At 72.4% G+C, this 21,723-nt stretch carries 22 protein-coding genes; 18 read left to right on the top strand and 4 right to left on the bottom strand.

What is annotated here, in order from left to right; genetic code table 11:
• Positions 1–6: 6 nt before the first annotated feature.
• From pcaD to V8J39_RS07580, 5 genes are all read left to right on the top strand, one after another.
• Entirely contained in the window at positions 7–795 is a 789-nt protein-coding gene (pcaD, locus tag V8J39_RS07600) for a 3-oxoadipate enol-lactonase (RefSeq protein ID WP_336460293.1), read from the top strand.
• On the top strand, positions 792–1,181 hold the full coding sequence (pcaC, locus tag V8J39_RS07595) for a 4-carboxymuconolactone decarboxylase (protein WP_336460292.1): 390 nt from the start codon (positions 792–794) through the stop codon (positions 1,179–1,181). The genes pcaD and pcaC overlap by 4 nt, the downstream gene beginning before the upstream one ends.
• A complete protein-coding gene (gene pcaH / locus V8J39_RS07590; protein ID WP_336460291.1) occupies positions 1,174–1,914 on the top strand; it encodes a protocatechuate 3,4-dioxygenase subunit beta in 741 nt (246 codons plus the stop codon). Before pcaC ends, pcaH begins: the two co-directional genes overlap by 8 nt.
• A 3-nt stretch (positions 1,915–1,917) precedes the next feature.
• A complete protein-coding gene (pcaG, locus tag V8J39_RS07585) occupies positions 1,918–2,517 on the top strand; it encodes a protocatechuate 3,4-dioxygenase subunit alpha (RefSeq protein ID WP_336460290.1) in 600 nt (199 codons plus the stop codon).
• A 68-nt stretch (positions 2,518–2,585) separates the two neighbouring features.
• Complete coding sequence (locus V8J39_RS07580; RefSeq protein WP_336460289.1) at positions 2,586–3,650, top strand: 3-carboxy-cis,cis-muconate cycloisomerase; 1,065 nt, start codon at positions 2,586–2,588, stop codon at positions 3,648–3,650.
• On the opposite strand, the gene V8J39_RS07575 is transcribed toward V8J39_RS07580, so the two are convergent.
• A complete protein-coding gene (locus V8J39_RS07575; RefSeq protein ID WP_336460288.1) occupies positions 3,647–4,414 on the bottom strand; it encodes an IclR family transcriptional regulator domain-containing protein in 768 nt (255 codons plus the stop codon). The genes V8J39_RS07580 and V8J39_RS07575 overlap by 4 nt on opposite strands.
• Positions 4,415–4,517: 103 nt before the next feature.
• Between V8J39_RS07575 and V8J39_RS07570 the strand changes: the two genes are divergently transcribed.
• From V8J39_RS07570 to pcaF, 3 genes are read left to right on the top strand one after another with little or no spacing between them, the layout of a single operon-like run.
• Complete coding sequence (locus V8J39_RS07570; RefSeq protein ID WP_336460287.1) at positions 4,518–5,225, top strand: 3-oxoacid CoA-transferase subunit A; 708 nt, start codon at positions 4,518–4,520, stop codon at positions 5,223–5,225.
• Positions 5,222–5,920, top strand: a complete 699-nt coding sequence (locus tag V8J39_RS07565) for a 3-oxoacid CoA-transferase subunit B (protein WP_336460286.1) — start codon at positions 5,222–5,224, stop codon at positions 5,918–5,920. Before V8J39_RS07570 ends, V8J39_RS07565 begins: the two co-directional genes overlap by 4 nt.
• The gene (gene pcaF, locus V8J39_RS07560) at positions 5,917–7,110 is read left to right on the top strand and encodes a 3-oxoadipyl-CoA thiolase (protein ID WP_336460285.1); all 1,194 of its coding nucleotides are present in this window, start codon (positions 5,917–5,919) and stop codon (positions 7,108–7,110) included. Before V8J39_RS07565 ends, pcaF begins: the two co-directional genes overlap by 4 nt.
• A gap of 60 nt (positions 7,111–7,170) precedes the next feature.
• On the opposite strand, the gene V8J39_RS07555 is transcribed toward pcaF, so the two are convergent.
• Entirely contained in the window at positions 7,171–7,554 is a 384-nt protein-coding gene (locus V8J39_RS07555; protein WP_336460284.1) for a hypothetical protein, read from the bottom strand.
• A complete protein-coding gene (locus V8J39_RS07550) occupies positions 7,554–8,786 on the bottom strand; it encodes an acyl-CoA dehydrogenase (protein WP_336460283.1) in 1,233 nt (410 codons plus the stop codon). The genes V8J39_RS07555 and V8J39_RS07550 overlap by 1 nt, the downstream gene beginning before the upstream one ends.
• A 104-nt stretch (positions 8,787–8,890) precedes the next feature.
• Here V8J39_RS07550 and V8J39_RS07545 point away from each other — a divergent pair, with 104 nt between their 5' ends.
• The 7 genes from V8J39_RS07545 (at position 8,891) to V8J39_RS07515 (ending at position 17,606) form a co-directional block, all read left to right on the top strand.
• Positions 8,891–9,817 (top strand): LysR family transcriptional regulator, encoded by a 927-nt coding sequence (locus V8J39_RS07545; RefSeq protein WP_336460282.1) that lies wholly within the window; start codon positions 8,891–8,893, stop codon positions 9,815–9,817.
• A gap of 78 nt (positions 9,818–9,895) precedes the next feature.
• Positions 9,896–10,846 carry an AAA family ATPase gene (locus V8J39_RS07540; RefSeq protein WP_336460281.1) on the top strand — a complete coding sequence of 317 codons (951 nt, stop codon included), beginning with the start codon at positions 9,896–9,898 and terminating at the stop codon, positions 10,844–10,846.
• A 90-nt stretch (positions 10,847–10,936) separates the two neighbouring features.
• Entirely contained in the window at positions 10,937–12,223 is a 1,287-nt protein-coding gene (locus V8J39_RS07535) for a vWA domain-containing protein (protein ID WP_336460280.1), read from the top strand.
• Between the two features lie 144 nt (positions 12,224–12,367).
• Complete coding sequence (locus V8J39_RS07530) at positions 12,368–14,386, top strand: OmpA family protein (protein ID WP_336460279.1); 2,019 nt, start codon at positions 12,368–12,370, stop codon at positions 14,384–14,386.
• A gap of 410 nt (positions 14,387–14,796) precedes the next feature.
• Positions 14,797–15,384, top strand: a complete 588-nt coding sequence (locus tag V8J39_RS07525; RefSeq protein ID WP_336460278.1) for a DUF1203 domain-containing protein — start codon at positions 14,797–14,799, stop codon at positions 15,382–15,384.
• A gap of 105 nt (positions 15,385–15,489) precedes the next feature.
• A complete protein-coding gene (locus V8J39_RS07520; RefSeq protein WP_336460277.1) occupies positions 15,490–16,554 on the top strand; it encodes an XdhC family protein in 1,065 nt (354 codons plus the stop codon).
• On the top strand, positions 16,554–17,606 hold the full coding sequence (locus V8J39_RS07515; protein ID WP_336460276.1) for a molybdopterin biosynthesis protein: 1,053 nt from the start codon (positions 16,554–16,556) through the stop codon (positions 17,604–17,606). The genes V8J39_RS07520 and V8J39_RS07515 overlap by 1 nt, the downstream gene beginning before the upstream one ends.
• A gap of 96 nt (positions 17,607–17,702) precedes the next feature.
• Here the strand turns inward: V8J39_RS07515 and V8J39_RS07510 are convergent, their stop codons facing one another.
• The gene (locus tag V8J39_RS07510; protein WP_336460275.1) at positions 17,703–17,939 is read right to left on the bottom strand and encodes a hypothetical protein; all 237 of its coding nucleotides are present in this window, start codon (positions 17,937–17,939) and stop codon (positions 17,703–17,705) included.
• A 244-nt stretch (positions 17,940–18,183) separates the two neighbouring features.
• Between V8J39_RS07510 and V8J39_RS07505 the strand changes: the two genes are divergently transcribed.
• The 3 genes from V8J39_RS07505 to V8J39_RS07495 all read left to right on the top strand — a co-directional run bounded on the left by V8J39_RS07505 (position 18,184) and on the right by V8J39_RS07495 (position 21,535).
• Complete coding sequence (locus V8J39_RS07505; RefSeq protein WP_336460274.1) at positions 18,184–18,837, top strand: protein-L-isoaspartate O-methyltransferase family protein; 654 nt, start codon at positions 18,184–18,186, stop codon at positions 18,835–18,837.
• A gap of 171 nt (positions 18,838–19,008) precedes the next feature.
• Positions 19,009–20,388, top strand: a complete 1,380-nt coding sequence (locus V8J39_RS07500; RefSeq protein WP_336460273.1) for a TolC family outer membrane protein — start codon at positions 19,009–19,011, stop codon at positions 20,386–20,388.
• A gap of 106 nt (positions 20,389–20,494) precedes the next feature.
• The gene (locus V8J39_RS07495) at positions 20,495–21,535 is read left to right on the top strand and encodes a hypothetical protein (protein ID WP_336460272.1); all 1,041 of its coding nucleotides are present in this window, start codon (positions 20,495–20,497) and stop codon (positions 21,533–21,535) included.
• Positions 21,536–21,723: the final 188 nt, after the last annotated feature.

Below are 21,723 nucleotides of genomic sequence, written 5' to 3'. Positions count from 1 at the left end.
AGCATGATGCATATTGTCACCACTGACGGCCTTGTCCTGAACCTGTCCGACACCGGGCCGCGGGACGGGCGCGTCGTGATCTTCGCCAATTCTCTGGGCACCGACCTTCGGGTCTGGGACGCGCTGCTGCCGCACCTGCCGGCGGGGCTGCGGATCATCCGCTACGACAAGCGCGGCCACGGCCTGAGCGACGCGGGCGCGGGCCCCGGCACGATGGAGCGGCTGGTCTCGGATGCCGAAGAGATCTGCGCGGCGCTGGCGCTGTCGGATGTCACCTTCGTCGGCCTGTCGATCGGCGGGCTGATCGGGCAGGGGCTGGCCGCGCGCCGCCCCGACCTCGTGCGGGCGCTGGTGCTGATGGACACCGCCGCGAAGATCGGCACGCCCGAGATGTGGCAGACCCGGATCGACGCCGTGCGCGCCGGCGGCATCGCGCCGATCGCCGCCGCGATCCTCGAGCGCTGGTTCGCCCCCGCCTTCCGCGAGGGCCGCCCGGACGACTTCGCGCTCTGGCGCAACATGCTGGTCCGCACGCCCGCCGAGGGCTATGCCGCCGCCTGCGAGGCGATCGCGGGCGCCGACCTGACCGAAAGCACGCGCGGCCTTGCGCTGCCGGTGCTGGCGATGGCGGGCGATGCCGACGGCTCGACCCCGCCCGACCTGGTGCGGGCCACCGCCGCGCTGTGCGGCGCCGATTTCCACCTTGTCGCGACCGCCGGCCACCTGCCCTGCGTCGAGCAGCCCGCGGCGGTCGCGGCCCTGATCACCCCCTTCCTCGAGAGGACGGCCCGATGACCAAATCCCGCTACGACACCGGCATGGAGGTGCGCCGCTCGGTTCTGGGCGACGCCCATGTCGACCGCGCCGAGGCCGCGAAGACCGATCTCGACCTGCCGTTCCAGTCGCTGATCACCGAAAGCGCCTGGGGCACGGTCTGGGCCTCGGACGCGATCAGCAAGCGCGAACGCTCGATGATCACGCTGGCGCTTCTGGCCGCGACCGGCAATTTCGACGAGATCCCGATGCACATCCGCGCCACCGCGCGCACCGGGGCCAGCAAGCAGGACGTGCTGGAGGCGTTCCAGCACGTCGCGATCTACGCCGGCGTGCCGAAGGCGAACCACGCGCTGAAGCTTGCCAAGGCGACCTATGCCGAGATGGAGGAGACGAAGAATGGCTGAGGTCATCACCGATCTGGGCCCGCTGATCCCGCGCAACCGCGAGCTGCACCCCGACGCCTACGATCCGGGCTACAAGACCAGCGTCACCCGCTCGCCGAACCTGGCGCTGCTGTCGCTGGAATCGGGCCCGTCCGAGGAAACCGGCCCGACCTTCGGCCACAACCGCTTTGGCGCGCTCGACAACAACCTGATCCTGAACTGGTCCAAGGGCGCCGCCCCGGCGGTGGGCGAGCGCATCCTGATGCACGGCCGCGTCATCGACGAGCTGGGCCGCGCGGTGCCGAACACGCTGGTCGAGATCTGGCAGGCGAACGCGGGCGGGCGCTATCGCCACAAGAAGGACGGCTATCTCGCGCCGCTCGACCCGAACTTCGGCGGCTGCGGCCGCACGCTGACCGATGACCAGGGCCGCTACCAGTTCCTGACCGTGCGCCCGGGCGCCTATCCTTGGCCGAACCGCGGCAACGACTGGCGCCCGATGCACATCCACGTCTCGGTCTTCGGGGCAAGCTTCGGCCAGCGCCTGATCACCCAGATGTATTTCGAGGGCGATCCCCTGATCGACCGCTGCCCGATCGCGGCGACGGTGAAGAACCGCGCGCAGCTCGATGCGCTGGTCGCGCCGCTGGACATGGCGATGTCGCGCCCGCTCGACTTTCTCGCCTACAAGTTCGACATCGTGCTGCGCGGCCGCCGCCAGACGATGTTCGAGAACAAGCTCGAAGGGATGTGAGACATGGTCCAGAAGCTTGAGCACTACCCCGAGAGCGCCTCGCAGACCGCGGGTCCCTACGTCCACATCGGGCTGATGCCGACCTATGCCGGCAATGCCGGCTATTACGACCACGAGATCGGCGAGAGCCCGATCGAGGACGGCTGCGCCGGCGAGGTGATTGAGATCACCGGCGAGGTGATCGACGGCACCGGCTGGACCCTGCGCGACGCGATGCTGGAAAGCTGGCAGCCCGACGCGGCGGGGATCTTCCCCGGCCAGCCCGGCGCCGACCCGAAGGTCACCGGCCTGTGCCGCTTCGCCGCCGATGCCGAGACCGGACGCTTCACCCTGCGCACCGTCAAGCCCGGCCGGGTGGCCGCGCGCGGCGGCGCGATGCAGGCGCCGCACATCAGCCTGTGGATCGTGGCGCGCGGCATCAACATCGGCCTGCAGACCCGGATCTACTTCGAGGACGAGGACAACTCGAAGGACCCGCTGCTGGCGCGGATCGAACAGCGCCCCCGCGTGCAGACCCTGATCGCCAAGAAGACCGGCCCCGGCCAGTACCGCTTCGACGTGCGCCTGCAGGGCGAGGGCGAGACCGTCTTCCTCGATATCTGAGGGGCGGCCGACATCGGAACCCGGGGGGTGGCGTCCGCGCCGCCCCCCTCGTCCTGCAGGAGGCTTACATGGGCGTGACCGTCTTCGACCATCCCTGGCTCTCGGGCCTGTTCACCGATGCCGAGACCGCCGCGATCCTGTCGCCGGGCCGGCAGATGGGCCACATGCTGGTGTTCGAGGCCGCCTGGTCGCGGGCGCTGGGCGCGACGGGCCGGGTGCCCGCGGCCCTGGCCGAGGACGTGGCGGGGATCATCGCCACCGCGCGCATCGACATGGACGACATCGCCGCCGGCATGGCGACCGACGGCGTGCCGATCCCGCGCCTTGTCGCGCAGCTGAAGGCGCTGCTGCCCGAGGGTGGCGCCGCGGCGCTGCACAGGGGCGCGACCTCGCAGGACGTGGTCGACACCGCGGCGGTGCTGGCGCTGCGCGCGCTGTCGGACCTGTTCGACGCGCGGCTGGCCGCGCTGGTCGCCGCGCTCGCGCAGCTTGAGACGCGATTCGGCGACGCCCCCCTGATGGGGCGCACCCGGATGCAGGCGGCCGAGCCGATGGCGGTGCGCGACCGGCTGCTGGCCTGGCGGCTGCCGCTCGAGGGGCACCGCGCGCGGCTCGCGGCGCTGCGCCCGCAGGTCGAGCGGGTGCAGATAGGCGGCGCGGCGGGCGACCGGCGGGCGCTGGGCGCCGATGCCGGGGCGATCGTGGCCCATGTCGCGGCCGAGCTGGGCCTGGGGGCCACGCCCAAGGCCTGGCACGCGATGCGCGAGGGCATCGTCGACTACGCGGGCTGGCTGTCGCTGGTGTCTGGCAGCCTTGGCAAGATCGGCCAGGACGTCGCGCTGATGGCGCAGCAGGGGATCGGCGAGGTGGCGATGTCGGGCGGCGGCGGGTCGTCGGCGATGCCGCACAAGCAAAACCCGGTCGCGGCGGAACTGCTGGTGACGCTGGCGCGGTTCAACGCGGTGCAGGTCTCGGCCATGCACCAGGCGCTGGTGCACGAACAGGAACGCTCGGGCACCGCCTGGGCGCTGGAGTGGATGGTGCTGCCGCAGATGGCGCTGGCCACCGGCCGGGCGCTGGCGGTGGCGCAGGACATGCTGGGGCGGATCACCCGGCTGGGCGACCCGGGCTAAAGCACCCGGCGCAGCCCCGCCTGCACCTTCACAAGCTCGGGCAGGTAGGTCTCGACCAGCTGCGCGGCGCCCTCCTGCGTCGCGGCCATGCCCGAGTTCAGCGCCGCCACCACGCGGCCCCGCGCGTCCAGCAGCGGCACCGCGATCGAGCGCAGGCCGATCTCGACCTCCTGGTCGATCACCGCGTAGCCCTGCGCGCGCACCCGGTCGATCTCGGCCAGGATCTCCTCGGGCGCGGTCAGCGAGCGCGGGGTGCGGGGCGCGAGGTTCGACGCCTCGATCACCGCCACCGCCTCGGGCCGGGGCAGGGCGGCCAGCAGCACCCGCCCCATCGAGGTGCAATGCGCCGGCAGCCGCGAGCCCGGCAGCAGGCCGATCGACATCACCCGCCGCTGCGCCGCCCGCGCGAGGTACACGATCTCGCCCCCGTTGGTGCCGGTGTCGAGGATCGAGACCGAGCAGCTTTGCCCGATCGTCTCGGACAGCTGGTCAAGCCAGGGCTGCACCATCTGCGCCAAGGGCAGCGCCGCCAGCGCCCCCATCCCCAGCCGCAGCACCCGCGGCGTCAGCGTGAAGAACTTGCCGTCATAGTCGGCATAGCCTTCGTAATGCAGCGTCAGCAGGCAGCGCCGCGCGGTGGCACGGTCCAGCCCCGTGCGCTCGGCGGCTTCCGCGATCGACAGCCGGGGGTGGTCGCTTCCGAAGGCCTCGATCACCCGCAGCCCCTTCGCCAGCGAGGCGATGATGTCGGTCTTGTTCAACATGCGCACGAATTTGCGCGACATCCGAACAAAGATCAACATGCGCACGAACCACTGGCGCAACTCCGTGCCCGGGCGTAATCGCGAGGCTCAGGAGGACTGCCACATGGACAAGAGACTGACCTCCCCGGCCGAAGCGGTCGCGGGAATCCCGGACGGGGCGGTGGTGATGATCGGCGGCTTCGGCGGCTCGGGCGCGCCGATCGAGCTGATCCACGCGCTGATCGACCAGGGCGCCAAGGACCTGACCGTCATCAACAACAACGCCGGCAACGGCCACGTCGGCATCGCCGCGCTGATCGAACAGAAGCGGGTCGCCAAGATGATCTGCTCGTTCCCGCGCTCGGCCGACCCGGTGGTCTTCACCGAGGCCTATCTGGCCGGCGAGATCGAGCTGGAGCTGGTGCCGCAGGGCACGCTGGCCGAACGCATCCGCGCCGGCGGCGCCGGCATCCCGGCCTTCTACACGCCGACCTCCTTCGGCACGGATCTTGCCAAGGGCAAGCCGGTCGAGGTCTTCGAGGGGCGTTCCTACGTGCAGGAACGCTGGCTCAAGGCCGACTACGCGCTGCTGAAGGCCGAAGAGGCCGATCCGCACGGCAACCTGACCTATCGGATGGCGGCGCGGAACTTCAACCCGATCATGGCGATGGCCGCCACGACCACCATCGTGCAGGCCACGAAACTGGTCGCGCTGGGCGCGATCGACCCCGAGCGGGTCGTGACGCCGGGCATCTTCGTCGACCACGTGGTCGAGGTCGCGAACGCGGCGCAGGAAGAGGAACTCAACCGGGCGGGGGCCGTCTACCCATGAGCGACGTGATCGACATCGAGACCATCAAGCTTTCGAACGCCCAGATCGCCTGGCGCGCGGCGCAGGACATCGAGGACGGCGCCTACGTCAACCTCGGGATCGGCTTCCCGGAAATGGTCGCCAAGTTCCAGCCCAAGGGCAAGCAGGCGATCTTCCACACGGAAAACGGCGTGCTGGACTTCGGCGAGGCCCCGGCAAAGGGCGAAGAGGACTGGGACTGCATCAACGCCGGCAAGAAGGCGATCACGATCAAGCCCGGCACCGCGTTCTTCCACCATGCCGACAGCTTCGCCATGGTGCGCGGCGGCCATCTCGACGTGGCGATCCTGGGCGCCTACCAGGTCGCGCAGACCGGCGACCTGGCGAACTGGTCGACCGGCAAGGGCGGCGTCCCGGCCGTGGGCGGCGCGATGGATCTTGTGCACGGCGCCAAGCGCGTCGCGGTGCTGACCGACCACTGCACCAAGAAGGGTGAGCCGAAGCTGCTGGCCGCCTGCACCATGCCGCTGACCGGCGTCGGCTGCGTGACCCGCATCTACACCTCGCTCGCCGTGGTCGACGTGGTCGATGGGCGTTTCGTGCTGCGCGAGAAGATCCCCGCGATCACGCTCGAGGCGCTGCAGGCCGTGACCGGTGCGCCGCTCGGGACCGACGGTCCGGTGGGTGACCTGATCTGCCCGGAGGAGCTGAAATGACCGAAGTCTACATCTGCGACTACATCCGCACGCCGATCGGGCGCTATGCCGGTGGGCTGTCGCCGGTGCGCACCGACGATCTGGGCGCGGTGCCGCTGAAGGCGCTGATGGCGCGCCACGACCTCGACTGGGCCGACCTCGACGAGGTGATCTTCGGCTGCGCCAACCAGGCGGGCGAGGACAACCGCAACGTCGCGCGGATGTCGCTTTTGCTTGCGGGCCTGCCAGAGACGGTGCCGGGCACGACGATGAACCGGCTCTGCGGCTCGGGCATGGACGCGATCATCACCGCCGCCCGCGCGATCAAGGCCGGCGAGATCGACTTCGCCATCGCCGGCGGGGTCGAGTCGATGTCGCGCGCCCCCTTCGTGATGCCCAAGGCCGAAAGCGCCTTCTCGCGCGCGAACGAGGTGCATGACACCACCATCGGCTGGCGCTTCGTCAACCGGCTGATGAAGGCGCAATACGGCGTCGATTCCATGCCCGAGACCGCCGAGAACGTGGCCGAGGACTTTTCGATCAGCCGCGAGGATCAGGACGCCTTCGCGCTCCTGTCCCAGCTCAAGGCCGCCGCCGCGCAGGCCAACGGCCGGCTGGCGCGCGAGATCACGCCGGTCGAGATCCCGCAGCGCAAGGGCGACCCGGTGGTGATCTCGGCCGACGAGCATCCCCGCGCGACGACGATCGAGGCGCTGCAGAAGCTGAAGGGTTTCGTGAAGCCCGGCGGCACGATCACGGCCGGGAACGCTTCGGGCGTCAACGACGGGGCGGCGGCGCTGATCCTCGCCTCGGCCGAGGCCGCCAGGCGCCACGGGCTGACGCCGATCGCGCGGGTGCTGGGCGGGGCGACCGCCGGCGTCGCGCCGCGGATCATGGGCTTCGGCCCGGCGCCGGCCTCGAAGAAGCTCATGGCGCGGCTCGGCCTGCGGCAGGAGGACTTCGCGGTGATCGAACTGAACGAGGCCTTCGCCTCGCAGGGGCTTGCCACGCTGCGCGACCTTGGCATCGCGGATGACGACGCGCGGGTGAACCCGAACGGCGGCGCGATCGCGCTCGGTCACCCGCTGGGCATGTCCGGCGCGCGCATCACCGGCACCGCGGCGCTGGAGCTGAAGCCGGGCGAGAGGTCGCTCAGCACCATGTGCATTGGCGTGGGGCAGGGCATCGCCATCGCGCTGGAAGCGGTCTGACACCGCAAAGCCCCGGCCCTTGCGCCGGGGCTTTCGCCACCGTCCTGCCGTGCGGGCGCCTCAGGCAAGAAGCGCGTCATAGCCCCTGACGGCGACGATCGTGCCGGCCGCGGGGAAGGCATCGTCCGCCACCACCAGCGCATCGCCCTGCAGCGCCGCGACGGCGATGTATTCCGCCGCCGCCATGTCGCAGCCAAGCGCATCGGCGATGTCCCAGGCCCGGCGCATCGAGACCCGGTCGGTCAGCAGCCGCGGCGCCAGCGCCCGCAGGTGGTCCATCTGCGCGAAGGCCTCGGCCCGCGCCAGCCGGCCGGCCCGCACCTCGGCCCGCAGCGCCGCCAGCAGGTCCGACCGCAGCCGCCCCGGCGCGACCAGCCGCGCCGAGGGGCGCCCGCGCTCCTCCAGAAGCCGCAGCGCGACCCCCGGAGTGAGCGCGAGCCGCATCAGAAGAAGGCCTGCAGGCCGGTCTGCGCGCGCCCGAGGATCAGTGCGTGCACGTCATGCGCGCCCTCGTAGGTGTTGACGGTCTCGAGGTTGGCGGCATGGCGCATGACCTTGTAGCCGATCTGGATGCCGTTGCCGCCGTGCATGTCCCGCGCCATCCGCGCGATGTCGAGCGCCTTGCCGCAGTTGTTGCGCTTGATGATCGAGATCATCTCGGGCGCGGCCTGCGCCGCGTCCATCAGCCGGCCCACCTGCAGCGCGGCCTGCGTGCCCAGCGCGATCTCGGTCTGCATGTCGGCAAGCTTCTTCTGGTAAAGCTGCATCCCCGCCAGCGGCTTGCCGAACTGCTTGCGGTCAAGGCCATAGCTGCGCGCGGCCATCCAGCAGTCCTCGGCCGCGCCCATCACGCCCCAGGCGATGCCATAGCGCGCGCGGTTGAGGCAGCCGAACGGGCCCTTCAGCCCCTCGACGAAGGGCAGAAGCGCCTCTTCGCCGACCTCGACATCCTGCATGACGACCTCGCCGGTGACCGAGGCGCGCAAGGACAGCTTGCCCTCGATCTTCGGCGCCGACAGGCCCTTCATGCCCTTTTCCAGCACGAAGCCGCGGATCTTGCCGCCATGCGCCTCGGACTTGGCCCAGATCACGAAGACATCGGCGAAGGGCGCGTTGGAAATCCACATCTTCGCGCCGTTCAGCACATAGCCGCCCTCGACCTTCCGCGCGACGGTCTTCATGCCGGCCGGGTCCGACCCGGCCTCGGGCTCGGTCAGGCCGAAGCAGCCGATCCACGCACCGCTCGCCAGCTTCGGCAGGTATTTCATCCGCTGCGCCTCGGTGCCGTAGGCGTAGATCGGGTACATCACCAGCGAGGACTGCACCGACATCATCGAGCGATAGCCCGAATCGACGCGCTCGACCTCGCGCGCGACAAGGCCGTAGCCCACGTAGCCCGCGCCGATCCCGCCGTATTCCTCGGGCACGGTCACGCCCAGAAGCCCGGCCTCGCCCATCTCGGCGAAGACCTCGGGCTCGGCGGCCTCGGCCATGTAGGCGGCCTCGACCCGGGTGGCGAGCCGGTCCTGCGCGAAGGCGCGCGCGCCCTCGGCCAGCATCCGCTCCTCCTCGGTCAGCTGGTCGGCCAGCCGGAACGGGTCCTCCCAGCCGAAGCGTCCCAGATCCGGGGCATCCTTGGCTTTCAGTTTCGGGCGATCGGTGACGGGCTGGTCCATTTCATCCTCCGCGTGGCGCGTTTGCCCCTTTCTAGGCCCCGCGGCCGCGCGGTTCAAATGAATACCCCTTCCCAGTTGATGAGTGAAACTCATAAGCTCGGGCCATGCGCCGCGCCTATACCCCCACCTTGCCCGAGCTTCAGGCCTTCGTCCAATCCGCGCGCGAAGGCTCGACCACCCGTGCCGCGGGCACCCTGGGGCTGACGCAATCGGCGATCAGCCGCGCGCTCGGCACGCTCGAGGCGCGGCTCGGGGTGCGGCTGTTCCACCGCGCGCGCCAGCGGCTCGTGCTGTCCGATGCCGGCCGCGCGCTTCTGTCCGAGGCCGAGCGGCTGCTGGCCGGGCTCGACGCGGCGGCGCTGACGGTGATGTCCTTCGGCGGCCACCCCGAGGTGATCCGCCTCGCGGTGCTGCCCTCGTTCGGCGAGGCCTGGCTGATCCCGCGGCTCGCGGCGTTCCGCGCCCGCGCGCCCTCGGTCACCTTCGACCTCGCCGCGACCCTGGCGCCGGTGGATTTCGACCGCGACAGTCGCGACGCCCAGGTGCTGCGCGGCGATCCGCGGGCGCTGGCGGCGCGGCCGGGGCAGAACGCGATGGCGCTGGCGCGCGAGCGTCTCGTCATCGTCGCGGCGCCCGGGCTGGTCGATGCGCCGCTCGGCGATGCCGAGCTGGCGCGGCTGCCGCTGCTGCAGCAGGCGACGCGGCCCGAGCTGTGGCTCGACTGGTTCCGCGACGCCGGGCTGGACCCGATCACCATCCTGCGCGGCCCCCGGTTCGAGCAGTTCTCGATGGTGCTCGCCGCCGCCCGCGCGGGCCTCGGCCTCGGTCTCGTGCCCGAGGCGGTGGCGGCGCGCGACCTCGTCACCGGCGCGCTGCGCCTCGCGGCGCCGCGGCGGCTGGAGACGGGCACGCCCTATGTGCTGGCCTGGCCCGACCGCGCCGAGGAGATCCCCGCCTTCCGCGCCTTCCGCGACTTCCTGCGCGAGGCGCCGGATGCGACCTTGGTCGCCCCCGCCGCCGCCGCTCCCTGACCCCGGCCCCCTTGACCCCGGCCCGCCCGCCCGGAAGGATGCGCGCTGAACGCGGCGCGCAGCGGGGGAGGAGACCCGATGACCCAGCCAGCCGACGACGGCATAGCCGGAACGGGTGCAGCCGGCACGATCCCGGCCGACATCGACGCGGTGCAGGCGCTGCTGGCGGGGCAGGGCTATGTCTGCGGCCGGGCGCTGGCGACGACGGCCTTCCTCGCGCTGCGCCTCGGCCGGCCGCTGTTTCTCGAGGGCGAGGCCGGCACCGGCAAGACCGAGATCGCCAAGACCCTCGCCGCCGCCCTCGGCCGCCGGCTGATCCGCCTGCAATGCTACGAGGGGCTCGATGCCGCCCAGGCGGTGGCGGAATGGAACTTCGCCGCGCAGATGGTGGCGATCCGCGCAGCCGAGGCGGCGGGGCGCGCCGAGGGGATCGAAACCGACCTGTTCTCCGAGCGCTACCTGATCGAGCGCCCGCTCCTGGCCGCGATGCGCCCCCAGCCCGGCGGCGCGCCGGTCCTCCTCGTCGACGAGGTCGACCGCACCGACGAGCCGTTCGAGGCCTTCCTGCTCGAGGCGCTTTCGGATTTCCAGGTCACGATCCCGGAACTCGGCACCATCCGCGCCCCCGCGCCGCCGATCGTCATCCTGACCTCGAACCGCACGCGCGAGGTGCACGACGCGCTCAAGCGCCGCTGCCTCTACCACTGGGTCGACTACCCCGACTTCGCCCGGGAACTCGAGATCCTGCACGCCCGCGCCCCCGAGGCGACGCAGGCGCTCAGCCGCGAGATCGTGGGCTTCGTCCAGCGCCTGCGCACGGAAGACCTGTTCAAGAAGCCCGGCGTCGCCGAAACCATCGACTGGGCGAAATGCCTGCTCGCGCTCGACGTGATCTCGCTCTCGCCCGAGGTGATCTCGGACACGCTCGGCGCGCTGCTGAAATACCAGGACGACATCGCCCGGATCGAGGGCGCGCCGGCCAAGAAGCTCCTCGACGAGGTCCGCCGCGGCCTCGCCCCGGCCGGCTGATGCGCTTTCGACTTTGCCGAAATATCCCGGGGGGAGTCGCGGCCCGGCCGCGACCGGGGGGCAGCGCCCCCCGTCCGGGCCCGCCCTGCCATGGCTGACCTCACCGATCTCGCCCTTCCCGAAACCGGCCGTCTCGCCGAGAACATCGCCCATTTCGGCCGGGCGCTGCGCAAGGCGGGGCTGAAGGCCGGCCCCGGCAAGGTGCTCGACGCGGTGCGCGCGGTCGAGGCGGTGGGGTTCACCGACCGGCGCGACTTCTACCACACGCTGGCCGCGGTCTTCGTCGCGCGCCCCGAGGAACGGGCGGTCTTCGCCGAGACCTTCCGCCTGTTCTGGCGCGACCCGCGCTATCTCGAACAGCTGATGAGCCTGATGCTGCCCGCGGTGCGCGGCACGCACGAGGAGCGCGTGGCGCAGGCGGGCGCCAAGCGCGCGGCCGAGGCGCTTCTCGACGGCGCGCCGCGCGACCCGCCCGAGCTGCCCGAGCGCGACGAGGGCGAGGAACTCGAGATCGACGCCCGCCCCTCGCAATCGGCCGAGGAGCGGCTGCGCACGCTGGATTTCGAGCAGATGTCGCTGGCCGAGATCGCCGAGGCGAAGCGGATGGTGGCGCGGCTGAAACTGGCGGCGCCGCCGCTCGCCACGCGCCGGACCCGGCCCGGGGCGGGCGCGCTGCCCGACTGGCGCGCGACGCTGCGCGCAAGCCTGCGCACCGGCGGCGAGCCGCTGCGCTTCGCCACCCGCGCCCGGCGCCAGCGCCCGCCGGACCTCGTGGCGCTGTGCGACATCTCGGGGTCGATGTCGTCCTACAGCCGGATGGTGCTGCACTTCCTGCATGCCGCCGCCAATGCCGCCGGTGCCGCCGGCCGCGCGCGCGCGGGCGGCTGGGGGCGGGTCCATGCCTTCACCTTCGGCACCCGGCTGACCAACATCACCCGCCACCTGGCCGCGCGGGATGTCGACGCGGCGCTGGCCGCGGCGGGGGCCGAGGCGCAGGACTGGCAGGGCGGCACGCGGATCGGGGCCTGCCTGCACGCCTTCAACCGCGACTGGTCGCGCCGGGTGCTGTCGCGCGGCGCGGTCGTGCTGCTGATCACCGACGGGCTCGACCGCGGCGATCCGGCCGCGCTGGCGACCGAGATCGAGCGGCTGCATCTCTCGGCGCGCCGGCTGGTCTGGGTCAACCCGCTGCTGCGGTGGGAGGGATTCGCGCCGCGCGCCGGCGGGATCCGGGCGATGCTGCCCCATGTCGACAGCTTCCGCGCCGGCCATTCCGTGGCCTCGCTCGAGGCGCTCGCCGCCGCGCTCGGGCAGGGGCGGGACGGGGGGGAGCGGGGGCGGCTGATGGCGGCGCTGGCGGGGCGGGCACGGGGCTAGGGTTCCGGAAACGGTCTGTCCGGTTTCGGCAATCGGCGGCTTTTTGCGAATTCGGGTCGTTGCGTTCACGAATGTCGGGCGGCGGAACTTCTGTGCACAGATGCAGGTTGGTTCGGTCAATATCGATAGTCGAGGAGCCTGACGATGGCCCGCAAGATCACCGAGTCCCGGTCGGCGACGATGGTCGCGCTGATGACCAGCGCCGCGCTCGCCGTGCCCGCGCCGAGCTGGGCGCAACAGTCGCAGACCACCGAGCAGCAGCTGTGCGCCGATGGCAGCGACGCCCCCTGCACGGCCCCCGAGGCCGCCCCCGAAACCGCGCCCGAGGCCGCCCCCGAGGCTGAGCCCGCGCCGGAGGCCGAGGCGCCTGCCGAGGCCCCGGCCGAGGCGAGCGGCGATGCCGCGGCAGAGACCGCGCAGCCCACGCCCGAAGCTGCCCCGGCGGCCGAGGAGGCGCCCGCCGAGCCCGCTGCCGAGCCCGCGCCCGCTGCCGAGCCCGACGCTGAGCCCGCGCCCGAGGCGGCGACGGCCGAGCCCGAGGCGGCGCCGGACGGTACGGCCACCGAGAGCGCCACCGAAACTGCGCCGGCGGAGACCGATGCCGCCGAGCAGCCGGCTGCCGCGCCCGAAGCCGAAACCCAGACTGAAACCCAGATGGAGACCCAGACCGCGCCCGCGGAGACGCAGGCCGAAACCGGTACCGATACGGGAACCGGGACTGCGGCCGAGGGCGAGGCGGGCAGCCAGTCGCTGGACGAAGCGATGCAGCAGGAGATGCAGGGGGATGGCGCCGCCACCACCGATGCCACCCCTGATGCCGCGACCGAGACCGCGCCGGCGGCCGAGGCCGATGGCGGCGCGACGGCCGAGACCGCCCCGGCGACGGCCGCCGAGACCGCGCCGGAGCCTGCGCCCGAGGCCGGCACCGCCGAGGCAGGCGGCGAGCCGGCGGCCTCCGAGGCTGCTGCCGAGACGGCCCCCGAGACGGCGCCTGAAACGGCGCCTGAAACGGTGGCCGCCGAGGACCGCCCGGCCCAGCCCGAGGCCGAAAGCGGCGCGCCCGCCGTGGCCGCGGCGCTGGCCGCGTCGGAGGACGGGGCGGCGGCCGGCAGCGCCGAGGCCGAGGCCGATGGCGAGGTTCAGGTCACCGAGGAACAGGTGACCGAGCAATCGGCCCGGTCGTCGGACGAGGATTTCCAGAACCGTGTCACCGACCGGCTCGAGAAGCTCGAACGCGAGCGCGACGAGGCGAACGAGAAGAAGGACGGCATCTTCTCGGGCGCGCTGTCGAACCGCGAGAAGCTGCTGCTGGGCGGGCTCGGCCTTGCCGCTGTCGGCACCATGCTGTCCAACAACCGCCAGGTCGAGCTGAACTCGGGCGACCGCGTCGTGGTCGAGCGCCCCGACGGCAGCTATCAGGTGATCAAGGACGACGGCGTGCTGCTGCGTCGCCCCGGGTCGGACCTGCGCACCGAGACCTTCCGCGACGGCTCGAGCCGGACCTATGTCACCCGCGCCGACGGCTCGCAGGTGGTCACCGTCTACGACCCCGAGATGCGGGTGGTGCGCCGGTCGCTCATCGATCCGCAGGGCCAGCGCTACATGCTGATCGACGACTCGGTCGCCTATGACCCGGTCGACGTCTCGAGCCTGCCGCCGGTCAACCCGCGCTATGTCAGCCTCGACGCGAGCGAGGAGGAGCTGCGCCGCGCCCTGTCGCAGGAGGCCGAGGTCAACCGCAGCTTCTCGCTGGGGCAGGTCCGCGACATCTATCAGGTGCGCAGCCTGGTGCCGGTGATCGACGTGAACGCGATCACCTTCGACTCCGGCTCGGCCGCGATCAAGCCCGACCAGGCCAAGGCGCTGGCCTCGCTCGGCCGGCTGATCCAGGGCTATGTCGACGAGAACCCGCGCGAGATGTTCCTGATCGAGGGCCATACCGATGCGGTTGGCTCGGCCGCGTCGAACCTGGCGCTGTCGGACCGGCGCGCCGAGTCGGTGGCGCTGGCGCTGACCGAGTATTTCGACGTGCCGCCCGAGAACATGGTGGTGCAGGGCTATGGCGAGCAGAACCTGCGCGTCGACAGCCAGGGCGACGAGCGCGCCAACCGCCGCGCGGCGGTGCGCCGGATCACCGACCTGTTGAGCCCTGCACAGAAGTGACCGGACAGCGTGGGCGGGGTCGCTTGGCCCCGCCCGCCGTCCGCGCCGGGGTCGTTTCGCAAACCGCGACGTGACCCGGGCGGTGGAGAGGGGGTGACATCCGTGCACCCCCTGTACACCCCCCCCCGCGCCGCCTGCGGCACGCGCAACACCTGCGCGTCTTTCTGCGAACAATCCTAATGATCCCCGGTCGATGACCCGTTTCGGGAGAATGCCCGGGTTGCGCGCGTGCGTGGCCCGGGCCGTGTCGCGTCCGGGTGTGCCCCCCGGTGGATCCTGTCCGGCCGTTCCTGTCCCGTCGTTCCTATTCGGGGCGCGGTCCGGTCGTGCGGGCGGTTTGCGCAGCATCCGGGTCGCGGCGCCGGGCCGGGGCGGACAGTCTTGCGTCATCGCCACCAAGGAGACCTGCCATGACCGATGTGCTGACGCCCGCCGCCGCCACCGCCACTGCCGCCGGTGCAGATGCCCCCGGCACAGATAACCGCACCGCTGCCGTCCCGCCTGCCGATGACCTTGGCGGTCTGCGGATCGAGGGGCTGCGATTCGAGGGGCTCGACACCGCCACCGCCACGGCCCTGCGCCGGGGCGGCCCCGATGCCCATGGCCAGCCGGCCGAGCGGGTGCAGGCCAGCGGGGCAAGCAACCCCTGCCGCCACTGTCTGGACATGGTGCCCGAGGGGGCGGGGATGCTGATCCTGGCGCACCGGCCGTTCCCGGCGCCGCAGCCCTATGCCGAGACCGGGCCGATCTTCCTGTGCGCCGACGACTGCGCGCGCTGGGCGGGCGCCGGGCTGCCGCCGGTGCTGGCCGCCAGCCCGGATTACCTGGTGAAGGGCTATGGCGCCGATCACTGCATCGTCTACGGCACCGGCGGGATCGTCGCGCGCGACGGGATCGCGGGGCGGGCGCGGGCGCTGCTGGCGCGGGGCGACGTGGTCTTCGTCGACATCCGCTCGGCCCGCAACAATTGCTTCCTCGCGCGGGTCCGCGCGGCCTGAGGGGGCTGAGGGGCCTTGCGGGGGGGCCTTCCGGGGGCTCCCCGACGAAGTGACCGTTGCCGTGCCGGGGGGCGGGACACATATTGCGCCGACAGGAGGTGGCCAATGCCCGATACCCTCATCCCCCCGAGCAGCTCCGCTGCGCCGGACGCGGCGGCGCTTGACCGCGCGCGGTCCGAGAGCATCCCCGAGATCGCGCTGGACTGGCTGCGCGCCGGCAAGGGCGTGGCGCTGGCGAGCGTGGTCGAGACCTGGGGCTCGGCCCCGCGGGGCACCGGCAGCCAGCTGGCGGTCTCGTCCGAGGCCGAGATGATGGGCTCGGTGTCGGGCGGTTGCGTCGAGGGCGCGGTGATCGAGGAATCGCTCGCCGCGATCGCCGACGGGCAGGCGCGGCTGCTGGAGTTCGGGGTGTCCGACGACGACGCCTTCGCGGTCGGGCTGGCCTGCGGCGGGCGGATCCGGGTGCTGGTGCAGCCGGTGACCGAGACGCCGGGGCAGCTGACGCCCGCGCTGCTGGGGGCGCTGGTGGCGGCGCGGGCGGACCGGACGCCGGTGGCGCTGGTCACCGCGCTCGACGGGTTCGCGACGCGGCTCGTGGCGCGGGCCGAGGCCTCGGCGGCGGTGGCGGCGCGGTTCCGTGCCGACCGCTCCGGGGTCGAAGGAGCGGCGGTTGAGGGCGGGGTGGGCGAGTTCGTGGGCCTGCACAACCCGCCGCTGAGGATGGTGGTGGTGGGCGCGGTGCATATCGCGCAGGCGCTGCTGCCGATGGCGCGGCTGGCGGGCTATGACCCGGTGCTGGTCGATCCGCGCGGCGCCTTCGGCTCGGAGACCCGGTTCCCGGGCGAGCGGATCCTCGACGACTGGCCCGACGAGGCGTTGGCGGCGATCGGGCCCGATGCGCGCACGGCGGTGATCACGCTGACGCACGACCCCAAGCTGGACGACCCGGCGATCCGGGCGACGCTGGCGTCGGAGGCGTTCTACCTCGGTTGTCTCGGCTCGCCGCGCACCCATGCCAAGCGGCTGGCGCGGCTTGAGGCCGAGGGGGTGGCGCCGGCCGAGATCGCGCGGATCCACGCGCCGGTGGGGCTCGACATCGGGGCGAAGTCCCCGGGCGAGATCGCGGTGTCGATCATGGCGCAGGTCACGCAAGTGCTGAGGCGCGGCTGATGCGGTTCGGGCCGGTTCCGCTGGCGGCGGCCGCGGGCGCGGTGCTGGCGCATTCGGCGCGGGCGGGCGGGCGCAGGATCGCCAAGGGCACGTGGCTGGGGCCGGACGAGATCGCGGCGCTGGCGGCCGAGGGCATCGACCCGGTGATCGTGGCGCGGCTGGACCCGGGCGACCTGTGGGAGGATGCGGCGGCGGGGCGGCTTGCGGCGGCGCTGGTGCCCGACCCGGCGGCGGCGGGGCTGGCGGTCACCGCGGCGCATACCGGGCGGGTGAACCTCAAGGCCGCGGGGCCCGGGATCGTCGAGCTGGACGCGGGCGCGGTGCTGCGGCTGAACCTCGTCGATCCGGCGATCACGCTGGCGACGGTGCCGCAGTGGCAGCGCGTGACCGAAGGCACGCTGGTCGGCACGGTCAAGATCATCTCCTACGCTGTCGCCGGCGCGGCGCTGGCCGCGGCCGAGGCCGCGGCGCGCGGCGCGATCCGGGTGCGGCCGGCCGTGGTCTCGGGGGCGAGCCTGATCCTGACCGCGGTGCCGGGGCAGGACCCGAAGCTGAACGAGTCGGGCGCCGCGGCGGTGGCCGGCCGGCTTGCGGCGCTGGGCGTGCCGATGGTCTCGGTCAGCGAGGTCGCGCACGAGACCGCCGCGATCGCCGCCGCGCTGCGGGCCGCGCCGGGAGAGATGGTGCTGATCCTCACCGGCTCGGCCACGTCGGACCTGCACGACGACGCGCCACAGGCGCTGCGTGATGCCGGCGGCCGGGTGGCGCGCTTCGGGATGCCGGTCGATCCGGGCAACCTGCTGTTTCACGGCGATCTCGGCGGCCGGCCGGTGATCGGGCTGCCGGGCTGTGCCCGCTCGCCGGCGCTGAACGGGGCCGACTGGGTGATCGAGCGGCTGGCCTGCGGCGTCGCGGTGACGGACGAGGACATCGCGGCGATGGGGGTCGGCGGGCTGCTGAAGGAGATCCCGACCCGGCCGCAGCCGCGCGAGCGGCGGGCCCGCCGTGGGGCGGTGCCGAATCCCCGGGCCGCTGTCGCCGGCGATCTGTAGCGGCGCGACGGAGGCGGTGACGGATTCGAGGCGGGCGGGGGGTGCGTGGTGGATGCGCGCTGTCAGGCCCGGATCTGATTCAGGCCCAGAGATGAATCAGGCCCAGAGTTGAAGCTGCCAGACCTCGACGACGTCGACGGCTTCCTGCGGGGTGCGCAGCGACAGGCGGTGGCACTGGCGCCCGCCCTCGGGATCGCGTTCCAGAGCGAAGCCGCCCGGCCGCTTGTAGACCTGCAGCCAGCGCCGCAGGGCACGTTCCTGCTGCGCCGGCAGCCTCAGGCGCAACGTCACGGGCAGGGCAATGGCTGCGGAAACGGGCGGAGCGTCGTACATGATCGTATCTCCCATGGAAACACTACGTCTCACCAATCGATAAGTTCCATGGCATCAGGCAATTGCGGCCCGGGTAAGGCAGGCGCGGCCCGTCTTGGCGCCGATCGCGGCCAAGCCTGCCCAAGGGCGCGGCAGCAAGGTCACGCTGCGGCCGTGAATCCCGCGCCGGCAGCACCAGCCGTTGCCCAGCCGCCGCTTCTGTGGCAAGGAAGTATCTGAGAAAACAAAACTGACGAGTTCAGCGATGGCCGACTACGCTCAGAGGCGGACGATGATGGTGGACACTCAGGTCCGCCCGAACGACGTCACCAAGTTCCCCATCATCGAGGCGATGCTGCACGTCCCGCGCGAAGTCTTCGTGCCGGCGACCAAGCGCGAGGCCGCCTATGTCGGCGAGAATGTCGAATTCGCGCGCGGCCGGGTCGTGCTTGAAGCACGCACGCTGGCCAAGATGCTCGACGCGCTCGAGATCGACCTTCACTCGATGGTCCTCGACCTCGGGTGCGGCTACGGCTACTCGGCCGCGGTGATCGCGCGGATGGCCGAGGCCGTCGTCGCCGTCGAGGAAGACGAGGCGCTGGCCGCCGAGGCGCAGGGCCTGCTGGCCGAGCAGGGCGTCGACAATGCCGTCGTGATCAGCGGCACGCTGGCGATGGGCGCGGCCAAGCACGGCCCCTATGACGCGATCGTGCTGGAAGGCGGGGTCGAGACCGTGCCGCAGGCGCTGATCGACCAGCTGAAGGATGGCGGCCGCATCGCCGCGATCTTCATGGACGGGGCGCTGGGCACGGTGCGTGTCGGCGTCAAGGCCGGCACCGGCTTCAGCTGGCACTTCTCGTTCAACGCGGCGGCGCCGGTGCTTCCGGGCTTCGCCAAGGAGCGCGAATTCGTTCTGTGACCCGCCGCCACGCTGGCGACGGGAATGCGCTTGACGCGCGTGAGTGACCGGCCGGACCCGCAACAGGGCACGGCATGTTTGGACGATGCGGGGCGTGAACCTCGTGAACAGGCGGGGGCAGGCCGCGGCCGGCCTCCCGTGCAGAAGCGCAGAGGCAGACAGGTGACGGGCATGACTGATCGCAAGCCGTTCCGGCGACATCGTATCTTCCGGCTTTCGGCGGTCGCGCTCGTGGGCGCCATGGCCATGTCGGCGCAGGCGAAGGCCGAAACCCTGGCGGACGCGCTCGCGTCGGCCTATCGCAATTCGCACCTGCTGGAGCAGAACCGCGCCGTGCTGCGCGCCGCGGACGAGGATGCCGCCCAGGCGGTGGCCACGCTGCGCCCGGTGATCAGCTTCGCCGCGCAGACCTCGTATTCCAAGACCCTGCTGATCGAGAACTCGACCAGCCAGATCGGCCTCACCGCCTCGCTGGTGCTGTTCGACAACGGCCGCAACCGCCTGGGCATCGACATCGCCCGCGAGACGGTGCTGGCGACCCGCCAGGCGCTGGTGCAGGTCGAGCAGCAGGTGCTGCTGTCGGCCGTCAGCGCCTATTTCCAGGTCCGCTCGGCCGAGGAAAGCGTGACGATCAACCAGAACTCGATCCGGGTGCTGGACGAGGAACTGCGCGCCACCTCGGACCGGTTCGACGTGGGCGAGGTGACCCGCACCGACGTCAGCCTGGCGCAGGCGCAGCTGGCCTCGGCCCGCGCGAGCCTCGCCTCGGCCGAGGGCGACCTCGACGTCGCCCGCGAGGCCTACAAGGCCGCCACCGGCCATTATCCGGGCAGGCTCGCCCCCGCGCCGCGCGCGCCGGCGCTGCCGCGCACGCTGGACGAGGCCCGCTCCATCGCCCAGCGCAACCACCCCTCGATCCTGCAGGCGCAGCGCGAGGTGAAGGTGTCGGACCTGCAGATCAAGCTGGCGGGCGCGAACTTCGGCCCCTCGCTCGACATCTCGGCGCAGACCACGCTGGACGAGTATTCCGACAAGGATTCGGCGGTGTCGCTGAACCTGTCGCAGACGCTGTATTCCGGCGGCTCGGTGTCGTCGGCGCACCGTCAGGCGGTGGCCGGGCGCGACCAGTCGCGCGCCTCGCTGCTGCAGACCGGCGTCACCGTCGCGCAGAGCGTCGGCGAAAGCTGGTCGGCGATCGACGTGAGCCGCGCGCAGATCCGCGCCACCGGCGAGCAGATCGAGGCCGCGCAGGTCGCCTATGACGGCGTGCGCGACGAGGCGGCGCTGGGGTCGCGCACCACGCTCGACGTGCTCGATTCGGAGCAGGACCTGCTGGATGCCCGCGCCGCGCGGATCACCGCCCAGGCCAACGAGCAGATCGCGCTTTATTCGCTGCTGTCCTCGATGGGGCTGCTGACGGTCAAGCACCTGGGCCTCGACGTGCCGGTCTATGACCCGGATGCCTATTACCAGGCCGTGAAGAACGCGCCCCTCACCACGACGCGGGGCCGCAGCCTCGACCGCGTGCTGAAGGCGATCGGCAAGCAGTGACCGGATCCGCCGGGACCGGCCGCCGCTGTCGTGCGGCGGGTCCCGGAGATTACGGTTTCGCTAACGCCGCGACGATACCCTCGGAAAAACGGTTGAGAGGGCCCGCATGTCCGACCCCCTGAGCAAGCGCGAGATCGAGGATGTCCTCAGCTCGATCCGGCGCCTCGTGGCCGATGAACGGCGCGGGGCCCGCGACCATGGCCAGCCGCTGGTGCTGACCCCGGCGCAGCGGGTCGCGCCGATGCCGGCGATGGCCACGCGCGGGGCGCTGCGCGCCTCGCTCGAGGAGACGATCGCCGAGCTTGAGGCCGCGGTCGCCGCCGCGCCGCGCGCGGACCGCCTGCCCGCGGATGCGGGGGAGGAGCGTGCCGAGGGCGCCCGCGGGCGCATGGGCACCGAGGCGCTGGCGCAGTTCGAGGCCGAACTGGCCGCCGCGCTGGGCCGGCCGCTGCCGCTGGCCGATGACGGCAGCGACGAGGACGAGCCGGCGACGGCCGAGGCGCTGAACCCCTCGACCGACCTGACCGCGCGCATCGCCGAGGCTGCCGCGCGGGTGCGCCGGCGCGGCGTGCCGCCGCAGCCGGCCGAGCCCGAGGACGACCTGTCGCTGGAATGGGCCGCCGCCGGCGAGCCGGTCGAGGCGCCCGCCGCCGCGCCCGAGCCTGCGAAGCCGGCCGCGGACTGGCAGGACGAGCCGGTGCGCGTGCGCCGCCTGCACCTTGCGGGTGGGCTGGACTGGCAGCCGCCGCCGGTGCCTTCGGCGGCGGGCGAGGCCTGGCAGGACCCCGCGGGTGCGTCTGCGGCCGGGGCCGCCGCGGGAACCGCGACCGGCGAGAGCGACGCCGCGGGCACGACCGCGCCGGACGCGGTCGATCGGGGCCCTGACCGGGACCCTCACCGGGGCGCTGAGTGGGATGCGGAACGGGCCTGGGACGAGGAGATGGCCGGTGCGGCCGGTCCGCGCACGGCGTCCGAGGCCGCGCCCGAGGACGATCTGCTGCTGGACGAGCAGGCGCTGCGGACCATGGTCGCGCAGATCGTGCGCGAGGAGCTTCAGGGCGCGCTGGGCGAGCGGATCACCACCGCCGTGCGCAAGCTGGTGCGCCGCGAGATCGCCCGCGCGCTCGAGGGCCGCGCTTTCGACTGACGGTCGGACCTCGGGCCGGCCTTCGCATCTTCCATCGATGGCGATCTGTCGCCGGTGATCCGCCGTCGCGGGCCTCCTCCAGGCTTGCCGGGCAGGGGGCGCGGTGGCCGATCGGTCGCCGCGAGCGGCGGCCGGTGACCGTATCCACGCGTGCCCTGCATGGCAGACAGATCCTGACCCCCGAAAAA

The organism is Frigidibacter sp. MR17.24 (genome assembly GCF_037095655.1).
Taxonomy (GTDB): Bacteria; Pseudomonadota; Alphaproteobacteria; order Rhodobacterales; family Rhodobacteraceae; genus Frigidibacter.
This window is presented reverse-complemented; position numbering and strand designations above follow the sequence as displayed.